The sequence below is a fragment of the Thiomonas sp. genome (assembly GCF_054608695.1).
The window spans coordinates 1-18715 of record NZ_JBTRXV010000056.1 but is presented as its reverse complement, the minus strand read 5'-3'; the positions used below and the strand labels follow the sequence as shown (position 1 = coordinate 18715).

At 69.1% G+C, this 18715-nt stretch carries 15 protein-coding genes and 1 tRNA gene; 2 read left to right on the top strand and 14 right to left on the bottom strand.

Annotated elements, in window-relative coordinates:
- The first annotated feature begins 67 nt into the window (after window positions 1-67).
- Window positions 68-3229 carry a sensor domain-containing protein gene (locus tag ACYCUK_RS16055; protein WP_461595698.1) on the top strand — a complete coding sequence of 1054 codons (3162 nt, stop codon included), beginning with the start codon at window positions 68-70 and terminating at the stop codon, window positions 3227-3229.
- 46 nt (window positions 3230-3275) lie between these two features.
- Here the strand turns inward: ACYCUK_RS16055 and ACYCUK_RS16050 are convergent, their stop codons facing one another.
- The 14 genes from ACYCUK_RS16050 to ACYCUK_RS15985 form a co-directional block, all read right to left on the bottom strand.
- Window positions 3276-3986 carry an ABC transporter ATP-binding protein gene (locus tag ACYCUK_RS16050; protein ID WP_461595697.1) on the bottom strand — a complete coding sequence of 237 codons (711 nt, stop codon included), beginning with the start codon at window positions 3984-3986 and terminating at the stop codon, window positions 3276-3278.
- Window positions 3983-6001, bottom strand: a complete 2019-nt coding sequence (locus tag ACYCUK_RS16045; protein WP_461595696.1) for a UDP-N-acetylglucosamine 4,6-dehydratase family protein — start codon at window positions 5999-6001, stop codon at window positions 3983-3985. Before ACYCUK_RS16045 ends, ACYCUK_RS16050 begins: the two co-directional genes overlap by 4 nt.
- Window positions 5998-7584 carry an aminotransferase class I/II-fold pyridoxal phosphate-dependent enzyme gene (locus tag ACYCUK_RS16040; protein WP_461595695.1) on the bottom strand — a complete coding sequence of 529 codons (1587 nt, stop codon included), beginning with the start codon at window positions 7582-7584 and terminating at the stop codon, window positions 5998-6000. The genes ACYCUK_RS16045 and ACYCUK_RS16040 overlap by 4 nt, the downstream gene beginning before the upstream one ends.
- Entirely contained in the window at window positions 7581-8240 is a 660-nt protein-coding gene (locus ACYCUK_RS16035) for an acetyltransferase (RefSeq protein WP_461595694.1), read from the bottom strand. The genes ACYCUK_RS16040 and ACYCUK_RS16035 overlap by 4 nt, the downstream gene beginning before the upstream one ends.
- A 6-nt stretch (window positions 8241-8246) precedes the next feature.
- Complete coding sequence (gene neuC / locus ACYCUK_RS16030; RefSeq protein WP_461595693.1) at window positions 8247-9389, bottom strand: UDP-N-acetylglucosamine 2-epimerase; 1143 nt, start codon at window positions 9387-9389, stop codon at window positions 8247-8249.
- On the bottom strand, window positions 9386-10477 hold the full coding sequence (neuB, locus tag ACYCUK_RS16025) for an N-acetylneuraminate synthase (RefSeq protein WP_461595692.1): 1092 nt from the start codon (window positions 10475-10477) through the stop codon (window positions 9386-9388). The genes neuC and neuB overlap by 4 nt, the downstream gene beginning before the upstream one ends.
- On the bottom strand, window positions 10446-11156 hold the full coding sequence (locus tag ACYCUK_RS16020) for an acylneuraminate cytidylyltransferase family protein (protein ID WP_461595691.1): 711 nt from the start codon (window positions 11154-11156) through the stop codon (window positions 10446-10448). The genes neuB and ACYCUK_RS16020 overlap by 32 nt, the downstream gene beginning before the upstream one ends.
- A 4-nt stretch (window positions 11157-11160) precedes the next feature.
- On the bottom strand, window positions 11161-11559 hold the full coding sequence (locus ACYCUK_RS16015) for a type II toxin-antitoxin system VapC family toxin (RefSeq protein WP_461595690.1): 399 nt from the start codon (window positions 11557-11559) through the stop codon (window positions 11161-11163).
- Entirely contained in the window at window positions 11543-11812 is a 270-nt protein-coding gene (locus ACYCUK_RS16010) for a type II toxin-antitoxin system Phd/YefM family antitoxin (protein WP_461595689.1), read from the bottom strand. The genes ACYCUK_RS16015 and ACYCUK_RS16010 overlap by 17 nt, the downstream gene beginning before the upstream one ends.
- Before the next feature lie 41 nt (window positions 11813-11853).
- The gene (locus ACYCUK_RS16005) at window positions 11854-13245 is read right to left on the bottom strand and encodes a UDP-glycosyltransferase (protein WP_461595688.1); all 1392 of its coding nucleotides are present in this window, start codon (window positions 13243-13245) and stop codon (window positions 11854-11856) included.
- 13 nt (window positions 13246-13258) lie between these two features.
- Window positions 13259-15142, bottom strand: coding sequence for an asparagine synthase (glutamine-hydrolyzing) (asnB, locus tag ACYCUK_RS16000; protein ID WP_461595687.1), 1884 nt, complete (start codon window positions 15140-15142; stop codon window positions 13259-13261).
- A gap of 137 nt (window positions 15143-15279) precedes the next feature.
- Window positions 15280-15834: a sugar transferase gene (locus ACYCUK_RS15995; RefSeq protein ID WP_461595686.1), complete on the bottom strand. Its 555-nt coding sequence runs from the start codon at window positions 15832-15834 to the stop codon at window positions 15280-15282.
- Window positions 15835-15912: 78 nt separating this feature from the next.
- Complete coding sequence (locus ACYCUK_RS15990; RefSeq protein WP_461595685.1) at window positions 15913-16797, bottom strand: aldolase/citrate lyase family protein; 885 nt, start codon at window positions 16795-16797, stop codon at window positions 15913-15915.
- Between the two features lie 26 nt (window positions 16798-16823).
- The gene (locus ACYCUK_RS15985) at window positions 16824-18320 is read right to left on the bottom strand and encodes a lipid II flippase MurJ (protein WP_461595684.1); all 1497 of its coding nucleotides are present in this window, start codon (window positions 18318-18320) and stop codon (window positions 16824-16826) included.
- Between the two features lie 153 nt (window positions 18321-18473).
- Between ACYCUK_RS15985 and ACYCUK_RS15980 the strand changes: the two genes are divergently transcribed.
- A tRNA-Arg gene (locus ACYCUK_RS15980) sits at window positions 18474-18550 on the top strand.
- The last annotated feature ends 165 nt before the right edge of the window (window positions 18551-18715 follow it).

Genomic DNA, 18715 nt, shown 5'->3' with positions numbered 1-18715 from the left:
CTTTCAGCAGCATGGGTTCCCGATCAAGACATCGGTATAGCGGTGTTTGCCGGTATGCTCTGAAGCCATGCAAAAAACCGAATCTGACGCCGATCTGACGGACGAAGGCAGGAGATCCACATCGCAGGCGGAGGCGACGTTGGAAGCGCTTGCCCACGCCAATGTGGCGACGGAACTGGACTTGCTGCTGTTGTCGGTCGACCAGGAGTCGGTTCTTTATCCCGAACTGCTGGAATTTTTGTTGCACCGTGCTGGGCTGGACGCCGTGTGGCTCGGGCATCGCGGACCCGATGGCGAACTGGTTTTCGACGCGGTTGACGGCGTCGGCATGGCGGCCTACCTGGCTGGTGTTGCCATCGGTTTCGATAGCGAGGTGCATGAGCAAGGGCCTACGGCTCTGGCATGGACGACCGGCATGCCGCAAATCGTGACCGAGTGGGCGACCGACCCGCGCACCGCGGCATGGCGCGACGCTGGCGAGCAGGCCGGCTGGCGTGGAGGCGCGATCTTGCCGATGCAGGGCATAGACGGCCGGCGCGATCTGCTGGCGATGTACAGCCGCAAACTTGGTTTTTTCGAGCAAGTCCACAATCAGCGCCTGGTCTGGCATCTGCACGCCGTGCTGGGGCTGAAACTCGGGCGCATGCGCCTGATGCGCCAGTTGCGCGAGCAGGGGCAGTCGCTGCAAATGCTCAAGGCCGCGATCGAGGCCAGCGAAGCCGGCATGTGCGTGGCCGACGCCCAAGCGCCCGACTATCCGCTGGTGTATGTGAATCCGGCCTTCGAGCGCATCACCGGCTACACCGCGGCGCAGGCGCTGGGACGCAACTGCCGGTTTCTGCAAGGAGGCGAGCGCGATCAGCCGGCCTTGGCGGAAGTGCGCGCGGCGCTGCGCGAGGGCCGCAGTTGCAGCGTGGAGTTGCGCAACGTCCGGGCCGATGGCGGCGTGTTCTGGAATGAGATGAGCCTGGCCCCGGTGCGCGGCGAAGCCGGAACGATCACCCATGTCGTCGGCCTGATGAACGACGTGAGCGCCCGCCACGCGCTGGAAGCCGAGAACGCGAGCACGCAGGGCCTGTACCGTGCCTTGCTGGCCGAGGAAGAACTGGTGCTGAGCGCAACCGATCTGTCCGAAATGTTGCAGCAGGCTTGCGAGCGCCTGAGCGCAAGCGACCTGTTCAGCGCGGCTCTGGTGGGCCGCGCCGGGCCGCAAGGCGATATCGACCTGCTGGCCCAGGCCGGGCGGACCCAGATCAGCGAGACCTGGTACCGCCCCAAGGTGGAGGGCGAACAGGCAGGCCAGAGCCTGGCGGCGCGGGTCTGGAACAGCAAGCGCCTGCAGTTCAGCAACGACTACCTGAATGATTCCGCCTTCACGATGTACCGCGAGGAGATGCGCGAGGCCGGGGTACGCTCGGTGGCCATCTCCCCGATCCTGCGCGGCGGGCATCGCTGGGCCCTGCTCGGCGTCGTGTCCGATCGGGTTGGCGTGTTCACCCCGCAGGTGGTGGAGTTGCTGGAGCGGGTGGCCGTGCTCGTCGGCCACGGGCTCGACGCCTTCGACCTGCGCCGCCGGCTGCAGCAGGAGCACCGGCATATCTCCTGGCTGGCGGAGCACGATCCGCTCACTGGCCTGCTCAACCGCCGCGGCCTGCGCCTGCGGCTGGAGGAGGCGCTGTCGCAGGTGGACGTGCAGGGCGGATTCGTCGCGGTCGGCATTCTGGACTTCGACGATTTCAAGCAGATCAACGACAACTACGGCCATGCCGCCGGGGATGGCCTGCTGCGCACCGTGGCGGCGCGCCTGGTGGAGGCGGTGCGCTCCAGCGACACCGTGGCCCGCCTGGGTGGCGACGAGATCGCGCTGGTGTTGCAGGGCATGGCCACGCGCGACGACCTGGAGCCGATGCTGAGCCGCATTCGCCGCGCGGTGGACCTGCCCGTGGCGCTGCCCGGCGGCGAGCGCGTGGTGCATGTGCGCGCCAGCCTGGGTTTCACCATCTACCCCGACGACACCAGCGAGCCCGACGAGTTGCTGCGCCACGCCGACCAGGCGCTCTATGCCATCAAGCAGCAGTCGCGTAGTGCCAGTGCTCCGTTCTGGCGCGTCTACCAGCCCGCCACCGATCGCGACCACTTCAACCACCTGCGTCTGGTGCGTGACCGCTTCGCCGAGGGCGGCCTGCGCGTGCACTACCAGCCCGTGGTCGACCTGACGAGCGGGCGGGTAACGGAGATGGAAGCGCTGGCGCGGCTGGATGACGGCAACGGCAAGCTCATTCCGCCGCTGGATTTCATTCATCAGCTCGGCCGCGATGGCCTCGTCGCCCTGACCGGCCAGGTGTTGCGCCAGGCCGTGACCGACGCCCAGCAATGGCAGCGCGACTGGGGCGCCGAGCTGAGCATTGCGGTGAACATGGACCCCGGCATGCTGGCCTCGGGCGAGGCGCTGGCCCTGGTGAACGACGTCGTCGCCACCGCGAGCTTTTCGGCCAGGCGCATCGTGCTCGAAATTCTGGAGCACAGCGACTTTCTTTCGCTCGACACGGCGCAGCAAGCGTTGTCGGAGCTGCGCGCCGTGGGGTGCCGCATCGCGCTGGACGACGTCGGCAGTGCCTACTCCTCGCTGCTGCGCATGAAAGAGCTGCCGATCGACATCATCAAGCTCGACCAGGGCTTCATCCGCGGCCTGGCCGAGCGGCCGCAGGATTTGCGCTTCGTGCAGAGCCTGACGCAGCTGGCGCGCGGCCTGGGGGTGGATTTCGTCGCCGAGGGCGCCGAGACCGAAGACATCGTCGAGGCCCTGCGCGCCCTGCGCGTGCCGCAGGCGCAGGGCTACGGCATTGCCCGGCCCATGCCCGCTTCGGACTTCGGTCCGTGGCTGCAGAGCTGGTCGCAGCGCATGCGGCCGAGCGAGCCGGGCTTGCTCACGCGCATTGCCGACATGCTGGTGGGGCTGGACGTGGACCTGCTGCTGGCGTCGCGCCAATCGGTACAGACTCCGGACCTGTCCATCAGCCATCCGCAGGAGCAGTGCGCGATCTGCCAGTGGCTGCGGCAAAGCGGTCTGCCGCACGACAGCCCGCTCGTCCTCGCCCACCAGGAACTGCACGCCATGTTCCATGACTGGCTGGAAGCCGGAAGGAATGCCGACAGCAGCATGATCCAGTCGGCCCTCGACCACTTCCTGCGCACCGCGGGCGACTATCTCCGCAGCCTGCGCGCCTGAGGCACCGAGGCCCCGAGCGGGCCCGGCCCGAGGCGGAGCAGGGCGCTCAAGCTTCCAGCGGCTGTTCCCGCCGCGGTTCCGGCGCCCGCAAGGTTCCTTTGCTCAGGTGCAGCACGCTGTCGCAGCGCTTGGCCAGTTCCGGGTCGTGGGTCACCAGCACCATGGCGGTGCCGTGTTCGCGGGTGATATGCGCCAGCAGGTCGAAAATCACCTGGGCCGCGTCGGTGTCGAGGTTGCCGGTGGGCTCGTCGGCCAGCAGCAGGGCGGGGCGGGTGACCAGGGCGCGCGCCACGGCCACGCGCTGGCGCTCGCCGCCGGACAGCTCGCCCGGCTTGTGGTGGATGCGCGACCCCAGGCCCACATGCTCCAGCATCTCGCTGGCCTTGGCCTGCGCCGATGCGGCGGCTTCGCGGCGGATGCGCAGCGGCATCATGACGTTGTCCAGCGCGGTGAATTCCGGCAGCAGATGATGGAACTGGTAGACGAAGCCGACGCAGCGGTTGCGCCAGGCGCCTTGCTCGGCGGCGTTCATCGCCGCCCAGTCGCGGCCACACACCTGGATGCTGCCGGCGTCGGCCCGGTCCAGCCCGCCGAGCACATGCAGCAGCGTGCTCTTGCCCGAGCCGGAGGCGCCGGTGATGGCCAGCGATTGGGCTGCCTGCACCTGCAGGCTGGCGCCGGCCAGAACTTCGACCGTCTGCGGCCCGCCCTCGAAGCATTTGTCGACGTCACGGGCGATGAGGATGGGTGGGTTCATGGCGTGGGCCGGGAAGGGCTGGTGGGGTTCTGGAGCTGGACTTGGGCTTGCACTTCGACTTGGGCCCGATATTCGGGCACCAGCGCAGCCAGCAGGGCCTTGACCTGGGCGGCATCGGGCTCTGCAGTGGGCGTGGCCCCAGGGCCGCCGCTCGGCAAGGAATCGCCCCCCGAGGAGGATGTGGAAGCTTGGGCGCGGCGCGGGTTTTCCTGGCGTGCCTGGGCCGTATTGGGCGTGGCGATGCAGGCGACCAGCGCGTTCAGGTCGAGGGTGCCGGCATCGGCGTCGCCATGCCGCGCCACGCGCAGTTTGGGGTGGGGCGTGGGCAAGGTGGTTTCGTCGTCGGCCAGCAATTCCTCGAATAGTTTTTCGCCAGGACGCAGGCCGGTGAACACCACCGGCACTTCGTCTTCGCTCTTGCCGGAGAGGCGAATCATGAGCAGCGCGAGTTCGACGATCTTCACCGGCTCGCCCATGTCGAGCACATAGATTTCGCCGCTCTCGCCCATCAGCCCGGCCTGCAGCACGAGTTGCGCGGCTTCGGGAATGGTCATGAAAAACCGCACGATGTCCGGGTGCGTCACCGTGACCGGCCCGCCGGCGGCGATTTGCTGCGTGAAGCGCGGCACCACGCTGCCGCTGGAGCCCAGCACATTGCCGAAGCGCACGGCCACCATGCGCGTGCCCGGGTGCTGCTTGGCCACGGCCTGCAAGGCACGCTCGGCCAGGCGCTTGCTCGCGCCCATCACATTGGTGGGGTTCACGGCCTTGTCGGTGGAGATGAGCACGAAGCGCTGCGCGCCGCAGGCGGCTGCGGCGCGCGCGGCGTGCAGCGTGCCCAGCACATTGGTGCGTACCGCTTCGATCGCGTTGTCGCCCTCCATCAGCGGCACATGCTTGTAGGCCGCGGCGTGGAACACCACGGCCGGCCGGTGGGCGGCAAACAACAAACGCAGGCGCTCGGCCTCGCGCACATTGGCGGTGAGGTAGACCACCGGCAGCTCCGGGTGGCGGGCCTTGAGCTCCTGCTCCAACTGGTAGATGGCGAACTCGGACACATCGACGCACACCAGCTTGCCCACGCCGAAGCGGGCGAGCTGGCGGCACAGTTCCGAGCCGATGGAGCCGCCGGCACCCGTGACCAGGGCGCAGCGCCCGGCCAGCAGCTCCGACAGGCCGCGCACGTCGAGCTGCACGGCTTCGCGTCCCAGCAGGTCGTCGAGCTCCAGGGTGCGCGGGCCGGCCGCGGGGGCCCCGGCCCCGGCTTGCAGCCAGTCGTCGGCGCGCGGCAGGGTGAGCAGGGCGAGGCGCGCGTCGCTGGCCTGCTCCAGCAGCAGGCGGCGGGCGGATGAACCTGCGGCGCCAGCCACCAGGGCGTGGTTCACGCCCAGCTGCCGCGCGGCGGTGCCCAGCTTCAGCGGCGGCCCGAGCACGTCCATGCCCTGCAGGCTGCGGCCGGCTTCCGAGGGCGTTGGGCTGTAGATGGCCACGGCCCGCCATTGCTGGCTGGCACGCAGGGTTTGCAGCACGGTGGCGGCGTCGTCCAGGCTGCCCAGCACCAGCAGCGGCTGGGCGCTCGCGCGCAGCGCGCCCAGGCTGCTGCGCTCGGCGCGCATGCGCGCCAGCAGGCGCAGGGCGAGCAAGCCGGCACCCGCCAGCAGCGGGTGGATGAAGACGATGGAGCGCGGAAAATTGGGCAGGCGTATGACCAGCAGCGCCGCCGCCAGCGCCAGCGCGGCAACCCCCGAGGCCGTGGCCAGGCGGCGCACGTCCGGCAGGCTGGCGTGGCGCCACGGCGTGCGATACGCGCCGAAGGCCAGCAGGCAGCCGCCCCACACCACAACCGCCAGCGGCAGGCTGACGGCGACGATGCGCACGATATTGGCGGGCGCGTTGTTGCTGAACAGGCTGAAGCGAAAGGCGAAGGACGCGAGCCAGGCCAGTGCCACCACGGCCGCGTCGTTCAAGGGAGGAAGCCAGCCGATGCGGCTGGTGGTGCGGCGCCTGAGTTTCATGCCGTCTGCACCATCAGCTCCAAGCCGCGCGCCACCAGCTCGCACACCCGCCCGCGCTGCGCCGCGCTCATGTTCGAGCCCGAGGGCAGGCAAACGCCGCCTTCGAACAGGGCGCGGCTCGCGTCGTGTGTGGGCCCCCAGGGCCGGCCAGCCGGCCCGTCCCCCGAGAGGGGCAAGGAAACGCGGGGCGGTCCGGCGTTTCCTTGAGCCGGCGCATGCGGGAAGTAGCGGCAGCCGGCGTACAGCGGCTGCAGGTGCATGGGCTTCCACACCGGGCGGGCTTCGACGTTGTGGCGCTCCAGGAAGTCGAGCAGGGCATCGCGGCGCGCCTGGGCGCCTTCGCCTTCGAGTACGAAGGCCGAGAGCCAACGGGTGGAGCGGTGGCCTTCGGGCTCGGCCATCCAGCGCAGGCCCGGCACGCCCGCCAGCGCCCGCCGGTATTGTTCGAACACGGCGCGGCGGCTTTGCACCCGCTGCTCCAGCACACGCAACTGGCCGCGGCCGATGCCCGCGAGCACATTGCTCAGGCGGTAGTTGTAGCCGTCTTCCACATGCTCGTAATGCCGCGCCGGTTCGCGCGCCTGGGTGGAGAGGGCGCGGGCGTGGGCGATGAGCGCGGCGTCATTGCTCACCAGCATGCCGCCGCCCGAAGTGGTGATGATCTTGTTGCCGTTGAAGGAGAACACCGCAAGCCGGCCGAAGCTGCCGCTGGGCTGGCCGTGGTAGCTCGCGCCCAGCGATTCGGCAGCGTCTTCCAGCATGGGCACGCCGGCGGCCTGCAGCAGCGGCAGCAGCGCGCGCATCTCGGCGCTCTGGCCGTAGAGGTTGACGACCACGGCGGCTTTCGGCGTGATGCCTTCGGCGCGCAGCGCGGCCAGCGCCGCCGCCAGCGCCTGCGGCGACATGTTCCAGCTCTCGGGCTCCGAGTCGATGAACACCGGCGTGGCGCCGAGTTGCTTGATGGGGTTGGCGCTGGCCACGAACGTGAGGCTGGAGCACAACACCACATCCCCCGGCCCGACACCCAGCAGCCGCAGCCCGAGATGGAGAGCCGCCGTGCCCGAACTGGTGGCCGCCGCGTGTTGCACACCCACCAGCGCGGCGAGTTCCTGCTCGAAGCCGTCGACATGGGGGCCGAGCGGGGCGATCCAGTTGCTGCTGAAGGCCTCCTGCACCAGCCCGGCTTCATCCTCGCCCAGATGCGGCGAGGACAGATAGACGCGCTGCGACAACTCGCGCCGCGTGATGAGGTCGACCGCGCGGCCTGCCGCGTCCACCACCGGAACATGGTCGATGCGATGCGCGTCCATCAACGCCAGCACGTCGCGCTGGCAGGCCTGCAGCCCGACCGTGAGCGGCGGATGCGAGGGCAGCACCGACAGTGGCGATGCGGCCTCCACCCCCGCCAGCGCGGCACGGCGCAGGTCGCCGTCGGTCACGGTGCGCAGCAGGCGGCCAGTTGCGCCATCAGTGCCATCGGTGACGAGCAGGATGCCTTGCGCGGTGGCGTCGAGCCGCGCCAGGGCGTCATGCAGACTGGCGTTCGGGTGGATGCAAAGCCGGGTGAAGGATTCGGGTTTCATGCGGAAGCACCTTGAAGCGGGCGGGCGGGCACTCCCGCCCAGGCCTGGCCCTCGGGCAGGTCCTGCAGCAGCACGGCGCCGGCGCCCAGCGTGGCGTTGCGGCCGACGTGCAGATTGCGCAGCACGGTGCTGCCCGCGCCGACCAATGCGGCTTCGCCCACCCGCACCGCGCCGCCGAGTTTGACGCCGGGGGCGATGTGGGCCCAGGCGGCGATGCGACAGTCGTGATCGACCACGGCACCGTGGTTGACGATGACGCCTGCGCCCAGCTCGGCCAGCGGCCCGATCACGCATTGCGCGGTGATGAGACAGCCGGGGGCGATGCGCGCCGTAACCGCCACGCTGGCGTGGGGGTGAACGATGGTGGAAAGCGTGGCTTGCGGCAACCCGGCGCGGAGTTGGTCGGTCTCTTGCCGCCGCACCGGGTTGTTGCCGATGGCCACATGCAGGGCCAGCGGCGTGGGCAGACCGGCCAGGGCTTCGGGCGCGAGCACGGGCACGCCGGGCAGCAGCGCGGTGCCCCAGGCGGCGGGGTTGCGGTCGCTTGCCACCACGCCGCGAAACGCGCCGCTGCACAGCGCAGCATCGGCAGCGACGCGGCCATGCCCGCCGGCACCGAAGACGATCAACAGGGGCTTGTCGGATGGGGCGGACATGGACATTCAGTAGCGGTTGACCTTGTGCAGCAGGTCGGCGGACAAGGGCAGGGTGGCGAGCAGATGGGCGATGCGCGCGGCAGTCTGGCCGTCGCCATAGACATTGTGCGGCGGCCAGGGGCCGTGAGCGATGGAAGTCCGCACGGCGGTGGCGATGGAGGCGGCTTCGACGGGAACGTCGGCGGTGTTGGCGTTGCGCTCGCGCAGGTTCTGCCGCGTGCCGACGTTGACCACCGGCGTGCCGAAGCTGGCGGCTTCGATGATGCCCGAGGAGGAATTGCCGGCCAGCACGGCGGCATGGCGCAGTGCGGCCAGATACGCCGGGCGCGGCAGATGGGTGATGCGCTTGAGCCCCGGCCAGCGTTGCGCTTCGAGCGCCTGCACGATGTGGCCCGAGCCGGCGTCGGCATTGGGCGCGAGCCAGATGACGTCGAAGTCCGTGCCTGCACCGGCAGCGCGCAGACCCTCCAGCAGCGCCCCGGTTTGCTGGGCGGCGTCTTCGGCCTCTTGCACGACGGGGTGGAACACGGCCAGAGCGTAGGGGCGACCAGCCTCCAGACCGAGTGCATCGAGTGCGCTGGCGCGCGGCGCGGTGAGCGCGGCGCCCAGATCGTCCAGCCCCGGCGCGCCGACCACATGCACCCGCCGCGGCTCTTCACCCATGGCAATCAGCCGTTCGCGCGATTCCGTGGTGGCGCAGAAATGCAGCGCTGCGAGTTTGCTGATGGCATGGCGCATCGGCTCGTCCACCGTGCCCGAACGCTCGCCGCCATGAATGTGAATGGCGGGCACGCCCAGATGCAGCGCGGCGGTGGCCCCGGCCAGCATCTCGCCGCGGTCGCCCAGCAGCAGCAGGGCGTCGGGGCGCTCGGCGGCGAGCACGTCGACCAGGCCCAGCAGGGTTTGGCCGACGGCGCGCGCCATGCCGCTGCGGTCGCGCGCCTGCACGTCGCTGGGAATGCGCGCGGCCAGCGCCAAGCCGCTGGCGGCGATCTCATCGACCGTGTGGCCGTAGTCCGGGTGCAAGTGCATGCCGGTGACGGCCACGGCGACATCGAGCGCCGGATGCGCGGCGGCGGTGCGCAGGCTGTGCTGCATCAAGCCGAAGTCGGCGCGGGTGCCGCTCAGGTAAAGAATGCGGCGGGTCATGCCAGATCGGCCCATTGCAAGGCACGGCCTGCGGCGGTGTCGGCGCGCAGGCGTTTGCCAATGACGGCGTCGAGTTCCGCTGCGGCAATGCCGCTGGCGGGGCGGCGCAGTTGCAGGTGGCCGCGCTGGAGCATCGTGCCGGCGGACAACGCTGCGGCCAGCACCACGCTGCGGCGGGCGACGGCGCGCACTTCGAGCTCATCCGGGCGCGGCGCTTTCACGCCATCGCCCAGCATGGCTTCGATGCGGCGGATGTCTTGCACCAGGGCGGTGAACTCGGGCAACTCGCTCGATGCCTGGTGATCGGGGCCGGGCAGCTTGCGGTCGAGGGTGATGTGCTTTTCCACCACGCCGGCACCCATCGCCACGGCGGCGAGCGCGGCGGCGTTGCCCAGGCTGTGGTCGGAATAGCCGACGGGCAGGCCGGTGGCGTCGGCCAAAGTGCGCAGGGCGCGCAGGTTGAGCGCGGCGTCGGGCGCGGGGTAGGCGGAGGTGCAGTGCAGCAGCACCAGCGGCGCTTGCATCGGTGCGGCGGCCTGGGGCGTTCCGCGTTGTTCCCATACGGCGCGCACCCAGCGCACCGCTTGCTGCGCCTCGCCCAGATCGGCCATGCCGGTGGAGAGGATGAGCGGCAGGCCGCTGGCTGCGGCTTTCTCCAGCAGCGGGCGATTGACGATTTCGCCCGAGGAGATTTTCAGCCGCCGCACGTTCAGGCTGGTGAGCAGATCCACCGCGTTTTCCGAAAACGGCGTGGACATGAATTCGATGCCCACCCGCGCGCAATGCGCGGCCACGGCCCGATGTTGCTCCGCGCTGAGTTCGAGCTTGCGCAGCATGGCGAGCTGGTCGGTCTCGCCGGTATTGCCTTGCTGATAGGCGGCGGTGGCGGTGCCAGGCAGGGCCAGGTCCTCGGCGCGGAAGGTCTGGAACTTGACCGCGTCGGCCCCGGCGGCGTGGGCGGCGTCCACCAGTTGCAGGGCGAGGTCGAGCCGGCCGTTGTGGTTGACGCCGGCTTCGGCAATGATGAACACGCGGTCGTTGGGCATGGCTTCGGATTCAGGAAGATGGGCGCGCTTGTTCGCGTGCATGGTGCCATTCGGCGAGGGCGAAGTCGTCGGCGGTGTCGATGTCCACCGAGCGCGCGGCGGGCATGATGTGGGCCGCGACCTTCACGCTCCACAGCCCGTGGCTGGCCGCATGGCGCAGCGCAGCCCGCCGCCAGACGTAGATGGAGCCATTCAGCGCCCACACGGCGGGCGCGCTTTGCCGTGCGGCCAGGCCGCGGCCTTTGCTGATGCTCACGTGGCCGCCGGGCTGCTGCTCGACGAGGTTGAAATAGGGGTTGAAGCCGCTGTCGAAGGCGGTGAGCACGAGGCCGGGAGCGTCGGAGGCGTCCGCCAGGGCGAGGCAGCCGTCCAGGTCTTCGCGCCGGCGCAGCGGCGAGGTGGGTTGCAGATCGACGATGCGCTCGACTGTCTGTCCTTGCGCTTCCAGGTGTGCGACGAGATGCTCGATGACGGGCAGTTTCGGCGTGTCGTCCCGCGCCAGTTCGGGCGGACGCAGATAGGGCACGGTCGCGCCAGCCTCGCGCGCAACGCGGGCGATCTCGGCGTCGTCGGTGGAGACGTACACGCCGGAGATGGCCGGCTGCGCCAGCGCGAAGGCAATGCTGTGCGCGATGAGCGGCTTGCCCGCGAAGGGCAGGATGTTCTTGCCCGGCAGCCCCTTGCTGCCGCCGCGCGCGCAGATGGTTGCGATGGTGGTCATGGGGTCACCAAATGCAGCGCAAGCCGGGAAGCCGATGCAGTTTTTCATCCACGGTGATCAGCGGAGCGCGCCATTCCAGCGCGGTGGCGGCAATCAGACGGTCGGCTGGATCGTTGCGCAAAAGATCCGGGTGCTGGGTGCGCTGCGCAATGCGTGCGGTGATTGGCAAGACCTGCAAGTTGAGGGCACTGATGATGTCGTCGATATAGCCTGCCACGTTGTCTGAGGCGATGTTGAGCCTGCCTCGGGCATCCAGCATGGCAATTTCCCAGAGACTGATGGTGCAGCAGGCCAGATCGCCGCTTTCCGCGGCCTCATCCATGGTTTGACGGGCTTTGGGACCGAGTCGTTGCGGCGCATCCGCCCAAAACAGCAGGGCGTGCGTGTCACAAATGATCGGCATCGGCATTCCACGCGTCGGCCATGGGTGCGAGAACATCGCCTGCGATCACCCGCCCGCGCTGTGCGGCAAGCCGTTGCAGTGCAGCATCGCGTGCATTCTGGGTGCGATTGGGGCCGAGTTCCGCCACGGGTTTTCCTCGCACGGTGATGGCAATGCGCTCGCCCTGCTGGGCGCGGCGGACCAGGGACGGCAGATTGTCACGCAGAGAGGTGAGTGAGATGGTGGTCATGATGGTGGTCATGATGGTGGTCATGACAAGACTCGAATCCAATCTGTACAGAAAGAATGTACAAATTATAGTGCGCTGATTGCAGCAGGCTTGTGGAATGGCGGGAGCGTCGCGTTGCCGAGCAGCGCCAGCGCTTCATCCGCCACCGCATCGGCCGCCAGGGTCGGTCGCGCCCAGGTCGTGGGTTCGGGGCGGTGGTCCAGAACGGCGTTGACGGCGGCTGGCAAGTCGGGCACATCCGCCACGCCTCGGGCAATGCCCAGGGTGGCGAAGCTGAAGGCCGACAGTGCGCCCGGCGAGCATTGCATGGCCAGCACCGGAATGCCCACGCTGGCCGCCTGCAGGCCCACGGTGGTGGTTTGCACCACGACACCATCGGCAGCGAGGATGAGCGGGTCGATGGGCTCTGCGCCGGGCACGCTGAAATGCACTTCGGGGCTGTCGGGCAGGCGCGGGTAGCGGTGCCAGTGGTTGGGATGGTGGCGCACGATGAGTGCGGCATCCGGGCGCGTCTGCGTCCAGCGGCGCAATTCGGCTTCCATCGCCAGCGGCAGCGCGTCGCCTTCGGGCCAGCGGGTATCGGGATGGCTGCGCGGTTCCGGGTGGGCGGCAAGCAGCACCACCTTTTTGTCTTGCCAGCCGAGTTGAGCGCGGAATGCGGCGGCGGCTTGGCGCGTGGCGGCGCTGTGCAGGGCGTCGAACGCCGGGTTGCCGGTGATGGCGATGATCTCCGGCGCCCAGCCTGCGCGCATGAGGTTGTCGCGCACGGCATCACTCAGCACGCAGACGCGGCTGGGGTGGCGGGTGCGGGCGGCGAAGGCGTCGCCGACGAAAGCCGACGCGCCGCCCCCAGGCTTTTGTTCCCCCTCGGGGGGCGAGGTCCGCTCGCGGACTTCCGGGGGCGCAGCCAGGCCGAACAGATCTAGCATGGACAGACTGGGAACTCCTGCCTCCGATGCTGCATCGACCACCGCCTGTTCGCTGCGTGGCGAGTTGGTCGCCAGCACCAGATCGGGTTTGAACTGCGAGAGGACGCGGCGGAAAAAACCGATGGGGTAGAAGCCGTGACGGCCTTTTTCCGTGAGCACTTGCTGTGCGGCCACCGCGCCGAGCTGCTGCTGCAAATCCCAGGCGTTGATGCCGAGATAGGCCAGGGTTTCGGCCTCGGGAATGTCGGGGTGGGTGTTGCCGGTTTGCAGGGCGCGGCCCAGGTCCAGCGCCTGTGTTTGTTCTTCGGGCGAGAGCAGATGCAGCAAATCCGCATAGCCCAGCGGCGTTTCGCCCGCGTCCAGCGCGGCGCGGCGGGCGGTGGTGAGGGCCAGCAGGTCGATGTGCGCACCCGGCAGGCGCGCGCGCAGCGCCTTGAGCACCGGCAGCATCATGGCGATATGTCCGCCACCGTAGGCCACGGCGAGAAGGCGTGGGCTGGCTGGTGTGCTGGCTGTGGTCGTGTTCATCGGGGCGCCGTGCTCAGTCTGGAAGCTGCGGCTCGAAGCGCCGCGCCCACAGTTCCAGCGCGGCCAGGGCGCGCAGTTCGCGGGTGTGGTTGGCGCCACCCGACACGTGGTCGTCGAACAGCTTGCGCACCTGTGCCATGTCGAACAGGCGCGCGCCCAAGGCGTTTGGGGCGAACAGCAGGTCGTGCAGCCATTGTTTGCGCGCGTCGCGGAACCAGTCGCCGATCGGCACGGTGAACATCTGCTTTTTGCGGTGGGCGAGGTCGGCACCGATGAGGGGTTCCACCGCGCGTTTGAACCAGTGCTTCTTGTCGCCGTTGTGCAGCTTGGTGCCGCCTTCGGCGCGGAAGGCGAATTCCATCATCCGCCAGTCGAGGAAGGGCGTGCGCGCCTCCAGCGACACGGCCATGCCCATGCGGTCCGGCTTGACCAGGTTGTTGCCCGGCAGCAGCAACATCATGTCGAGGAAGAGCATCTGGTTGACGCGGTCGAAGTGCGCAGCCTGCTCGAACCAGGGCGCGGCCACGTCGCGCACGCTGTCCACGTCGGCCAGTTTGCGGCGCAGCCAGGGCTGGAACAGGGCGGCGCGGGCCTGGGCGCCGAACAGGCCCGTATGCTCGACGTATTGCCGGGCGAAGTCGGCGGCGGGCAAGCCGCGCAAGGCGGGGTCGGCCATGAAGCCGGCGTATTTGTCGTACCCGGCGAAGAGTTCGTCGCCGCCGTCGCCGGTGAGCACGACTTTGACGTCCTGCACGGCGAGTTCGCTCACCTTCAGCGTGGGCATGAACGAGGCATCGCCGTGCGGCTGGTCGCAATGCCACAGCACATTCGCCCAGTCGTCCAGCATGTCGGGCTGGACGATCTGCTCGCGGTGCGTCGCGCCGAAGCGCTGCGCCGCGTCGCGGGCGAAGGGCGACTCGTCGAAGCGCGGGTCCGGAAAGCCGATGCAGAAGCTGCGCACCGGCTCGCGCCCGAGGGAACGCCGGGCCGCCCCAAGTTCCCTCGACTCCCTTGGGGGGGGGGCCGGGCTCGGCCCGGCCGCGGGGGCGCCCATATGCCGCGCCATCAGCGCCACCACGGTGCTGGAATCGACCCCGCCGGAGAGAAACGCGCCGAATGGGACGTCGGCGCGCAGCCGCAGGCGCACGGCGTCGTCGAGCAGGGCGAGGAAGTTGTCCTGCCAGGCGCTGAAGTGTTGTGCGGCAGGTTGCTGCTCGGCCAGGCTCCACCAGCGCCGGGTTGTGCTGCCGGTTGATGTGAGGCTGAGCACGGTGCCGGGCATCACATGCCGAACGCCCGCAAACAGGGTGAAGGGCGGCGGCACATAGTTGTAGGCGAGATAGTGCTGCAGCGCGGGCAGGTCGAGCGTGGGCTTACCCGGCTGCGCGGCCAGCAGCGCCTTGATCTCGGAGCCGAAAAGCGCACGGCTGCCGTCGTCCTGCACGAACAAGGGTTTGACGCCAATACGGTCTCGCACCAGATGCAGGGTTGGCAGATCGGGATTGCGCGCATCAAAAATGGCGATGGCGAACATGCCGTTGAGGCGCGGAAGAAAGTCCAGACCTTCGCGCTCGTACAGGCGCAGCAGCACTTCGGTGTCGCTGTGGTCGGTGTGGAAGCGCACGCCCTGGCGCTGCAGTTCGGCGCGCAGCTCCACATGGTTGAAGATCTCGCCGTTCTGCACCAGCGCGATCTTGCCGTCGTCGCTGACGAAGGGCTGATGGCCGCCCGCGATGTCGATGATGGACAGCCGCCGGTTGCCGATGGCGACTCCCTTTGCTTCGAACACGCCGCTGTCGTCCGGCCCGCGGTGGACGAGGCTGGCGTCCATCGCCGCCAGCGCCTGCGCTGCAAGGCTGCTGCCGGAGCGGTCGAAATAGCCGTAGATGCCGCACATGGTTCAAGCCGAAGTGAAAAGTGGGATTGTCGGTGACACGGGATCGGAAAGGCCCGCTGCGCGGCGCGCGGGCGAGTTGCGTTGGAACTGGCAGCGGGCAAGGGCGGACAAAGAGGCAGTGAAGCGGCGGCGCTGTCTCAGTTGCCGCTGGCCCGAAACAGTTGCCTTGCGGTCAGCCAGATGATGTACAGGTCGCGCCGCACGCCGTGGTGGCGCACATAGTCCAGATCGGCCTGCAGGCGTTGCTGGGGCGTGGCGCGCGAACGGTACAACGCCTGCGCCAGGCCGGTGATGCCGGGGCGCACGCTGCAGCGCAGGGCCCAGTCGGCGGGTGTGTAGTCGGCCGCTTGTGCGGGCACGTCGGGGCGCGGGCCGACCAGGCTCATGTCGCCGCGCAGCACGTTGATGAGTTGCGGCAGTTCGTCCAGGCTGGTGCGCCGCAGGATGCGCCCGACGCGGGTGATGCGCGGGTCGCCGCTGGCGGTGCGCTGCGGCCCCAGGCGCTCGGCATCCACCACCATGCTGCGGAATTTCAGCACCTTGAAGGGGCGGCCGCCGCGCCCCACGCGCAACTGGCCGAACAGCACCGGACGGCCGCTGTCGAACCAGACCGCCAGGGCCACCAAGGCCATGGGCAGCGCCAGCAGCAAGGCGGCGGGCAGGACGGTGGCGAGGTCGAACAGGCGCTTCATGGTGAGGTCAGTGCATGTCGTGGCAGCGCTGGGTGCGCAGGCGCACTGTGCGGCACCCGGTCCAAGGGGGCCAAGTGTTCAAGCTGCCGACGCGTGCGTGGGCTGTGCGGCGCTTGGCGCCGACTCGCCCAAGATGGCGGCAGCCTTGGCGATCAGGTCGCGGGCCAGCAGGCGATCGCTCTCCACTTCGTCCGGCGTGCGTGTGGCCAGCACTTGCGTGGCATGCCGCAACCGCGCGATTTCGCAGCGGTAGACACCCTGCCACGCCAGCCCTGCCTGTGCGTGCCCGGGTTTGTGCACGCCTTCAACCATTTCGCGATTGAAGGTGCGCGAGAGAATCACGCTGCTGGAACCCAGGCGCAGATGCTCGGCCAGCACCACGCGGCCGGGCAGCAGGCCTTCGTCCAGCCGCGCAATGCCGCCGAAGCCAAAGCGCTTGCCGGCGGCATGCGCGGCCTGCGCCACGCGATCGACCACGCCGCTGCCGAGCGGCTCGAACATGAAGCGCGCGCCGAGTTGGCGGTGCAAGTCGTTCAAGCCGACGTAGATTTCATCCAGCCCCGGCAAGGTGGCCCAGGCGGGCAGCGATTCCAGCGCCGCCCGGGTCTCCAGCAAGGCGATGCCGCGAGCGCGGCCAGCGATGTGGCGCAGGAAGGCCTGCAACGCATCGGGCTGCTCGAACATCGGCAGCATCAGGGTGTTGGCTCCGGCCGCGATGGCCTGCCCGATCTCGTCGCCGCTGCCGGCATGCAGCGGATTGATGCGCACGATCAGATCGGCCTTCGGCACCGCCGCGCGCACGCGGGCAATGTCCTCGGGGCGGTGGTCGGAAATGAACGTTCCCAGTCCGCCTTGGCGCGCCTGCTTGCCCAGCCGCTCCAGATCCACCATGATGCGGCCCACGCCACAAGCCTGGGCCAGGGCTGCGAATTCGGCATTGTTGGTGATCTGAATCCAGTCCATGCGGGGTGGAAAATTGGCGGTTTGAATCAGTGCCGAGTGTAACGGCGCAGCAGCTTGCGGCCGACCTCGGAACCCAGTGTGTCCCAACGCAGCAACACTGCCAAACCCGCGGCAAACAGCGCGCCTGCCAACACTGCGGGCAGCGCCAGTGGCTGCATGCCGGAGGTGGAGGCGGGCGCCGCGTCAAGCAGCCAGCCCATGGCGCCCAGCAGCGCCAGGGAGGCCAGCAGCAAGCCGCTGTTGCGCAACTCGAAATCGCCGGTGCGGGTGCCCAGGCGTTGCCACAGCACGGCGGTGGCCACCAGATAGGCCGCGCCATAGGCGGCCAATGCCCGCCACCAGACGTCGGGCAGCCACCAGCCAAGGGCAAACAGCGCCAGCAGGCCGCAGCCATAGCCCAACACCTGGTCGGCGATGCGGCGGTGGCTGTTGAGCCGCGCCGCCAGCACCAGTTGCGCCGCCTGCAGTGGCAACAGCGCCAGAATCCAGCGCATGGATTGCACCACCTCGCCCTGATCGGCCGTGTTCATATGCCCCCAGCCGAACACCAGGCGCACGCCCAGCGGCGCAGCAAGCATGCCGCAGGCGCCGAGCAGCGCTGCCAGCAGCAGCATGGACTGCATCCACTGCCGCCCGCGCAGGCGTGCGCCTGCCGCGTCTCCAGCAGCTTCTGCCGCCGACAAACGGGCCAGGGCGAGCGCTGCAGCCACGGCGAACAGGGTGTGCAGCGGCAACTCGCCGACGCGCTGGGCGTAATGGAACACGCCCAGGCGCCCGGGCCCGGCGCTCGATGCGAAGGCGCGCGCCGCCAGGGTGTAGAGCACCGTCAGGCCAGAGGCTGCCAGGGCGAGTGCGGCGGCCTGCAGTCCACTCGCGTCGGGCCAGAAGGGCGAGTTTGCCGATGGGGCATGTGGCAAGTTGGCAACGCGTCGCATCAGCGCCCACCTGGCGATGGCGGCGGCGGCGATGCCGGCGGCAATCCAGCCGAATTGGTGCAAGCGCGCAGCCAGCACCAGCCCGGCGATGAGCACCAGATTGAACACCACATGCCCGGCGTATTGCCACTGCAAGCGCCCTTGCGCCTGCAGTGCAGCCGCGCCCACCATGGCGACCGCACCGGCCGGCAAGGCCACCAGAGCCGCCAGCCCCAGGGTGTGGGCGGCCAGATGGGCGTCAACCCCCACCAGCCCCGGTGCCAGCCAATGGGTGATGGGTGCCTGCAGCAGCCAGCTCACGAGCCCGGCGCCGGCAAAGGCCACCAATGCGAACCGGCTCCAGCGCGCAGCCTCGGCGGCAATGACCTCGGGCGCCCGTCCGGCCATGCGCGGCACCATCACCGCCGGCACTGCCGCCCCCCAGAGCAGCGAGACGGTGAAGTCCGGGTAGGACATGGCCACGAGCGCCGCATCCGCATGGCCGCTCAGGCCGAACTGGGTGGCGACCACGGCGTCGCGCAGCACGCCCAGCAGGCGGCTGGCGGCGAGCAAGAGCAGGCTGAAAGAAAAGACCCGTGCGATGGACATAGCCGCGCATTGTCGCTTCCATCCAGGCTGACAGTCCGCTTGAAACAACAGGATTGCGGCGCGCATCGGCCCGTGCCATCAGCACCTGGGTTCTTGGGGGATGGCTGGCCCCAAACGACGCGTTTTCAGTTGTATATAATTGCCGTTTTGCTTGCGCCCGTAGCTCAGTTGGATAGAGTACTTGGCTACGAACCAAGGGGTCGTGGGTTCGAATCCTGCCGGGCGCACCAATTCAAGGCCCAGATCTTCACGGATCTGGGCCTTTTCCGTGTGCGCCCGGCACGGGCGCACTCCTGCGGGTGCAAGTCCCGCCACAAGCTGGTCATGGCGAGTGAAGCGAAGCGCAACTGCGTGAGGGCGACCGAGCGTGGGGAGGAAGCGTGGAACGTAAATCG

What these genes read in the sequence shown, in the direction of transcription:
- ACYCUK_RS16055 (WP_461595698.1), top strand. Translation starts at nt 68, where the DNA reads ATGCAAAAAACCGAATCTGACGCCGATCTGACGGACGAAGGCAGGAGA.
- ACYCUK_RS16050 (WP_461595697.1), bottom strand. Translation starts at nt 3,986, where the DNA reads ATGAACCCACCCATCCTCATCGCCCGTGACGTCGACAAATGCTTCGAG.
- ACYCUK_RS16045 (WP_461595696.1), bottom strand. Translation starts at nt 6,001, where the DNA reads ATGAAACTCAGGCGCCGCACCACCAGCCGCATCGGCTGGCTTCCTCCC.
- ACYCUK_RS16040 (WP_461595695.1), bottom strand. Translation starts at nt 7,584, where the DNA reads ATGAAACCCGAATCCTTCACCCGGCTTTGCATCCACCCGAACGCCAGT.
- ACYCUK_RS16035 (WP_461595694.1), bottom strand. Translation starts at nt 8,240, where the DNA reads ATGTCCGCCCCATCCGACAAGCCCCTGTTGATCGTCTTCGGTGCCGGC.
- neuC (WP_461595693.1), bottom strand. Translation starts at nt 9,389, where the DNA reads ATGACCCGCCGCATTCTTTACCTGAGCGGCACCCGCGCCGACTTCGGC.
- neuB (WP_461595692.1), bottom strand. Translation starts at nt 10,477, where the DNA reads ATGCACGCGAACAAGCGCGCCCATCTTCCTGAATCCGAAGCCATGCCC.
- ACYCUK_RS16020 (WP_461595691.1), bottom strand. Translation starts at nt 11,156, where the DNA reads ATGACCACCATCGCAACCATCTGCGCGCGCGGCGGCAGCAAGGGGCTG.
- ACYCUK_RS16015 (WP_461595690.1), bottom strand. Translation starts at nt 11,559, where the DNA reads ATGCCGATCATTTGTGACACGCACGCCCTGCTGTTTTGGGCGGATGCG.
- ACYCUK_RS16010 (WP_461595689.1), bottom strand. Translation starts at nt 11,812, where the DNA reads ATGACCACCATCATGACCACCATCATGACCACCATCTCACTCACCTCT.
- ACYCUK_RS16005 (WP_461595688.1), bottom strand. Translation starts at nt 13,245, where the DNA reads ATGAACACGACCACAGCCAGCACACCAGCCAGCCCACGCCTTCTCGCC.
- asnB (WP_461595687.1), bottom strand. Translation starts at nt 15,142, where the DNA reads ATGTGCGGCATCTACGGCTATTTCGACCGCTCCGGCAGCAGCCTTGCA.
- ACYCUK_RS15995 (WP_461595686.1), bottom strand. Translation starts at nt 15,834, where the DNA reads ATGAAGCGCCTGTTCGACCTCGCCACCGTCCTGCCCGCCGCCTTGCTG.
- ACYCUK_RS15990 (WP_461595685.1), bottom strand. Translation starts at nt 16,797, where the DNA reads ATGGACTGGATTCAGATCACCAACAATGCCGAATTCGCAGCCCTGGCC.
- ACYCUK_RS15985 (WP_461595684.1), bottom strand. Translation starts at nt 18,320, where the DNA reads ATGTCCATCGCACGGGTCTTTTCTTTCAGCCTGCTCTTGCTCGCCGCC.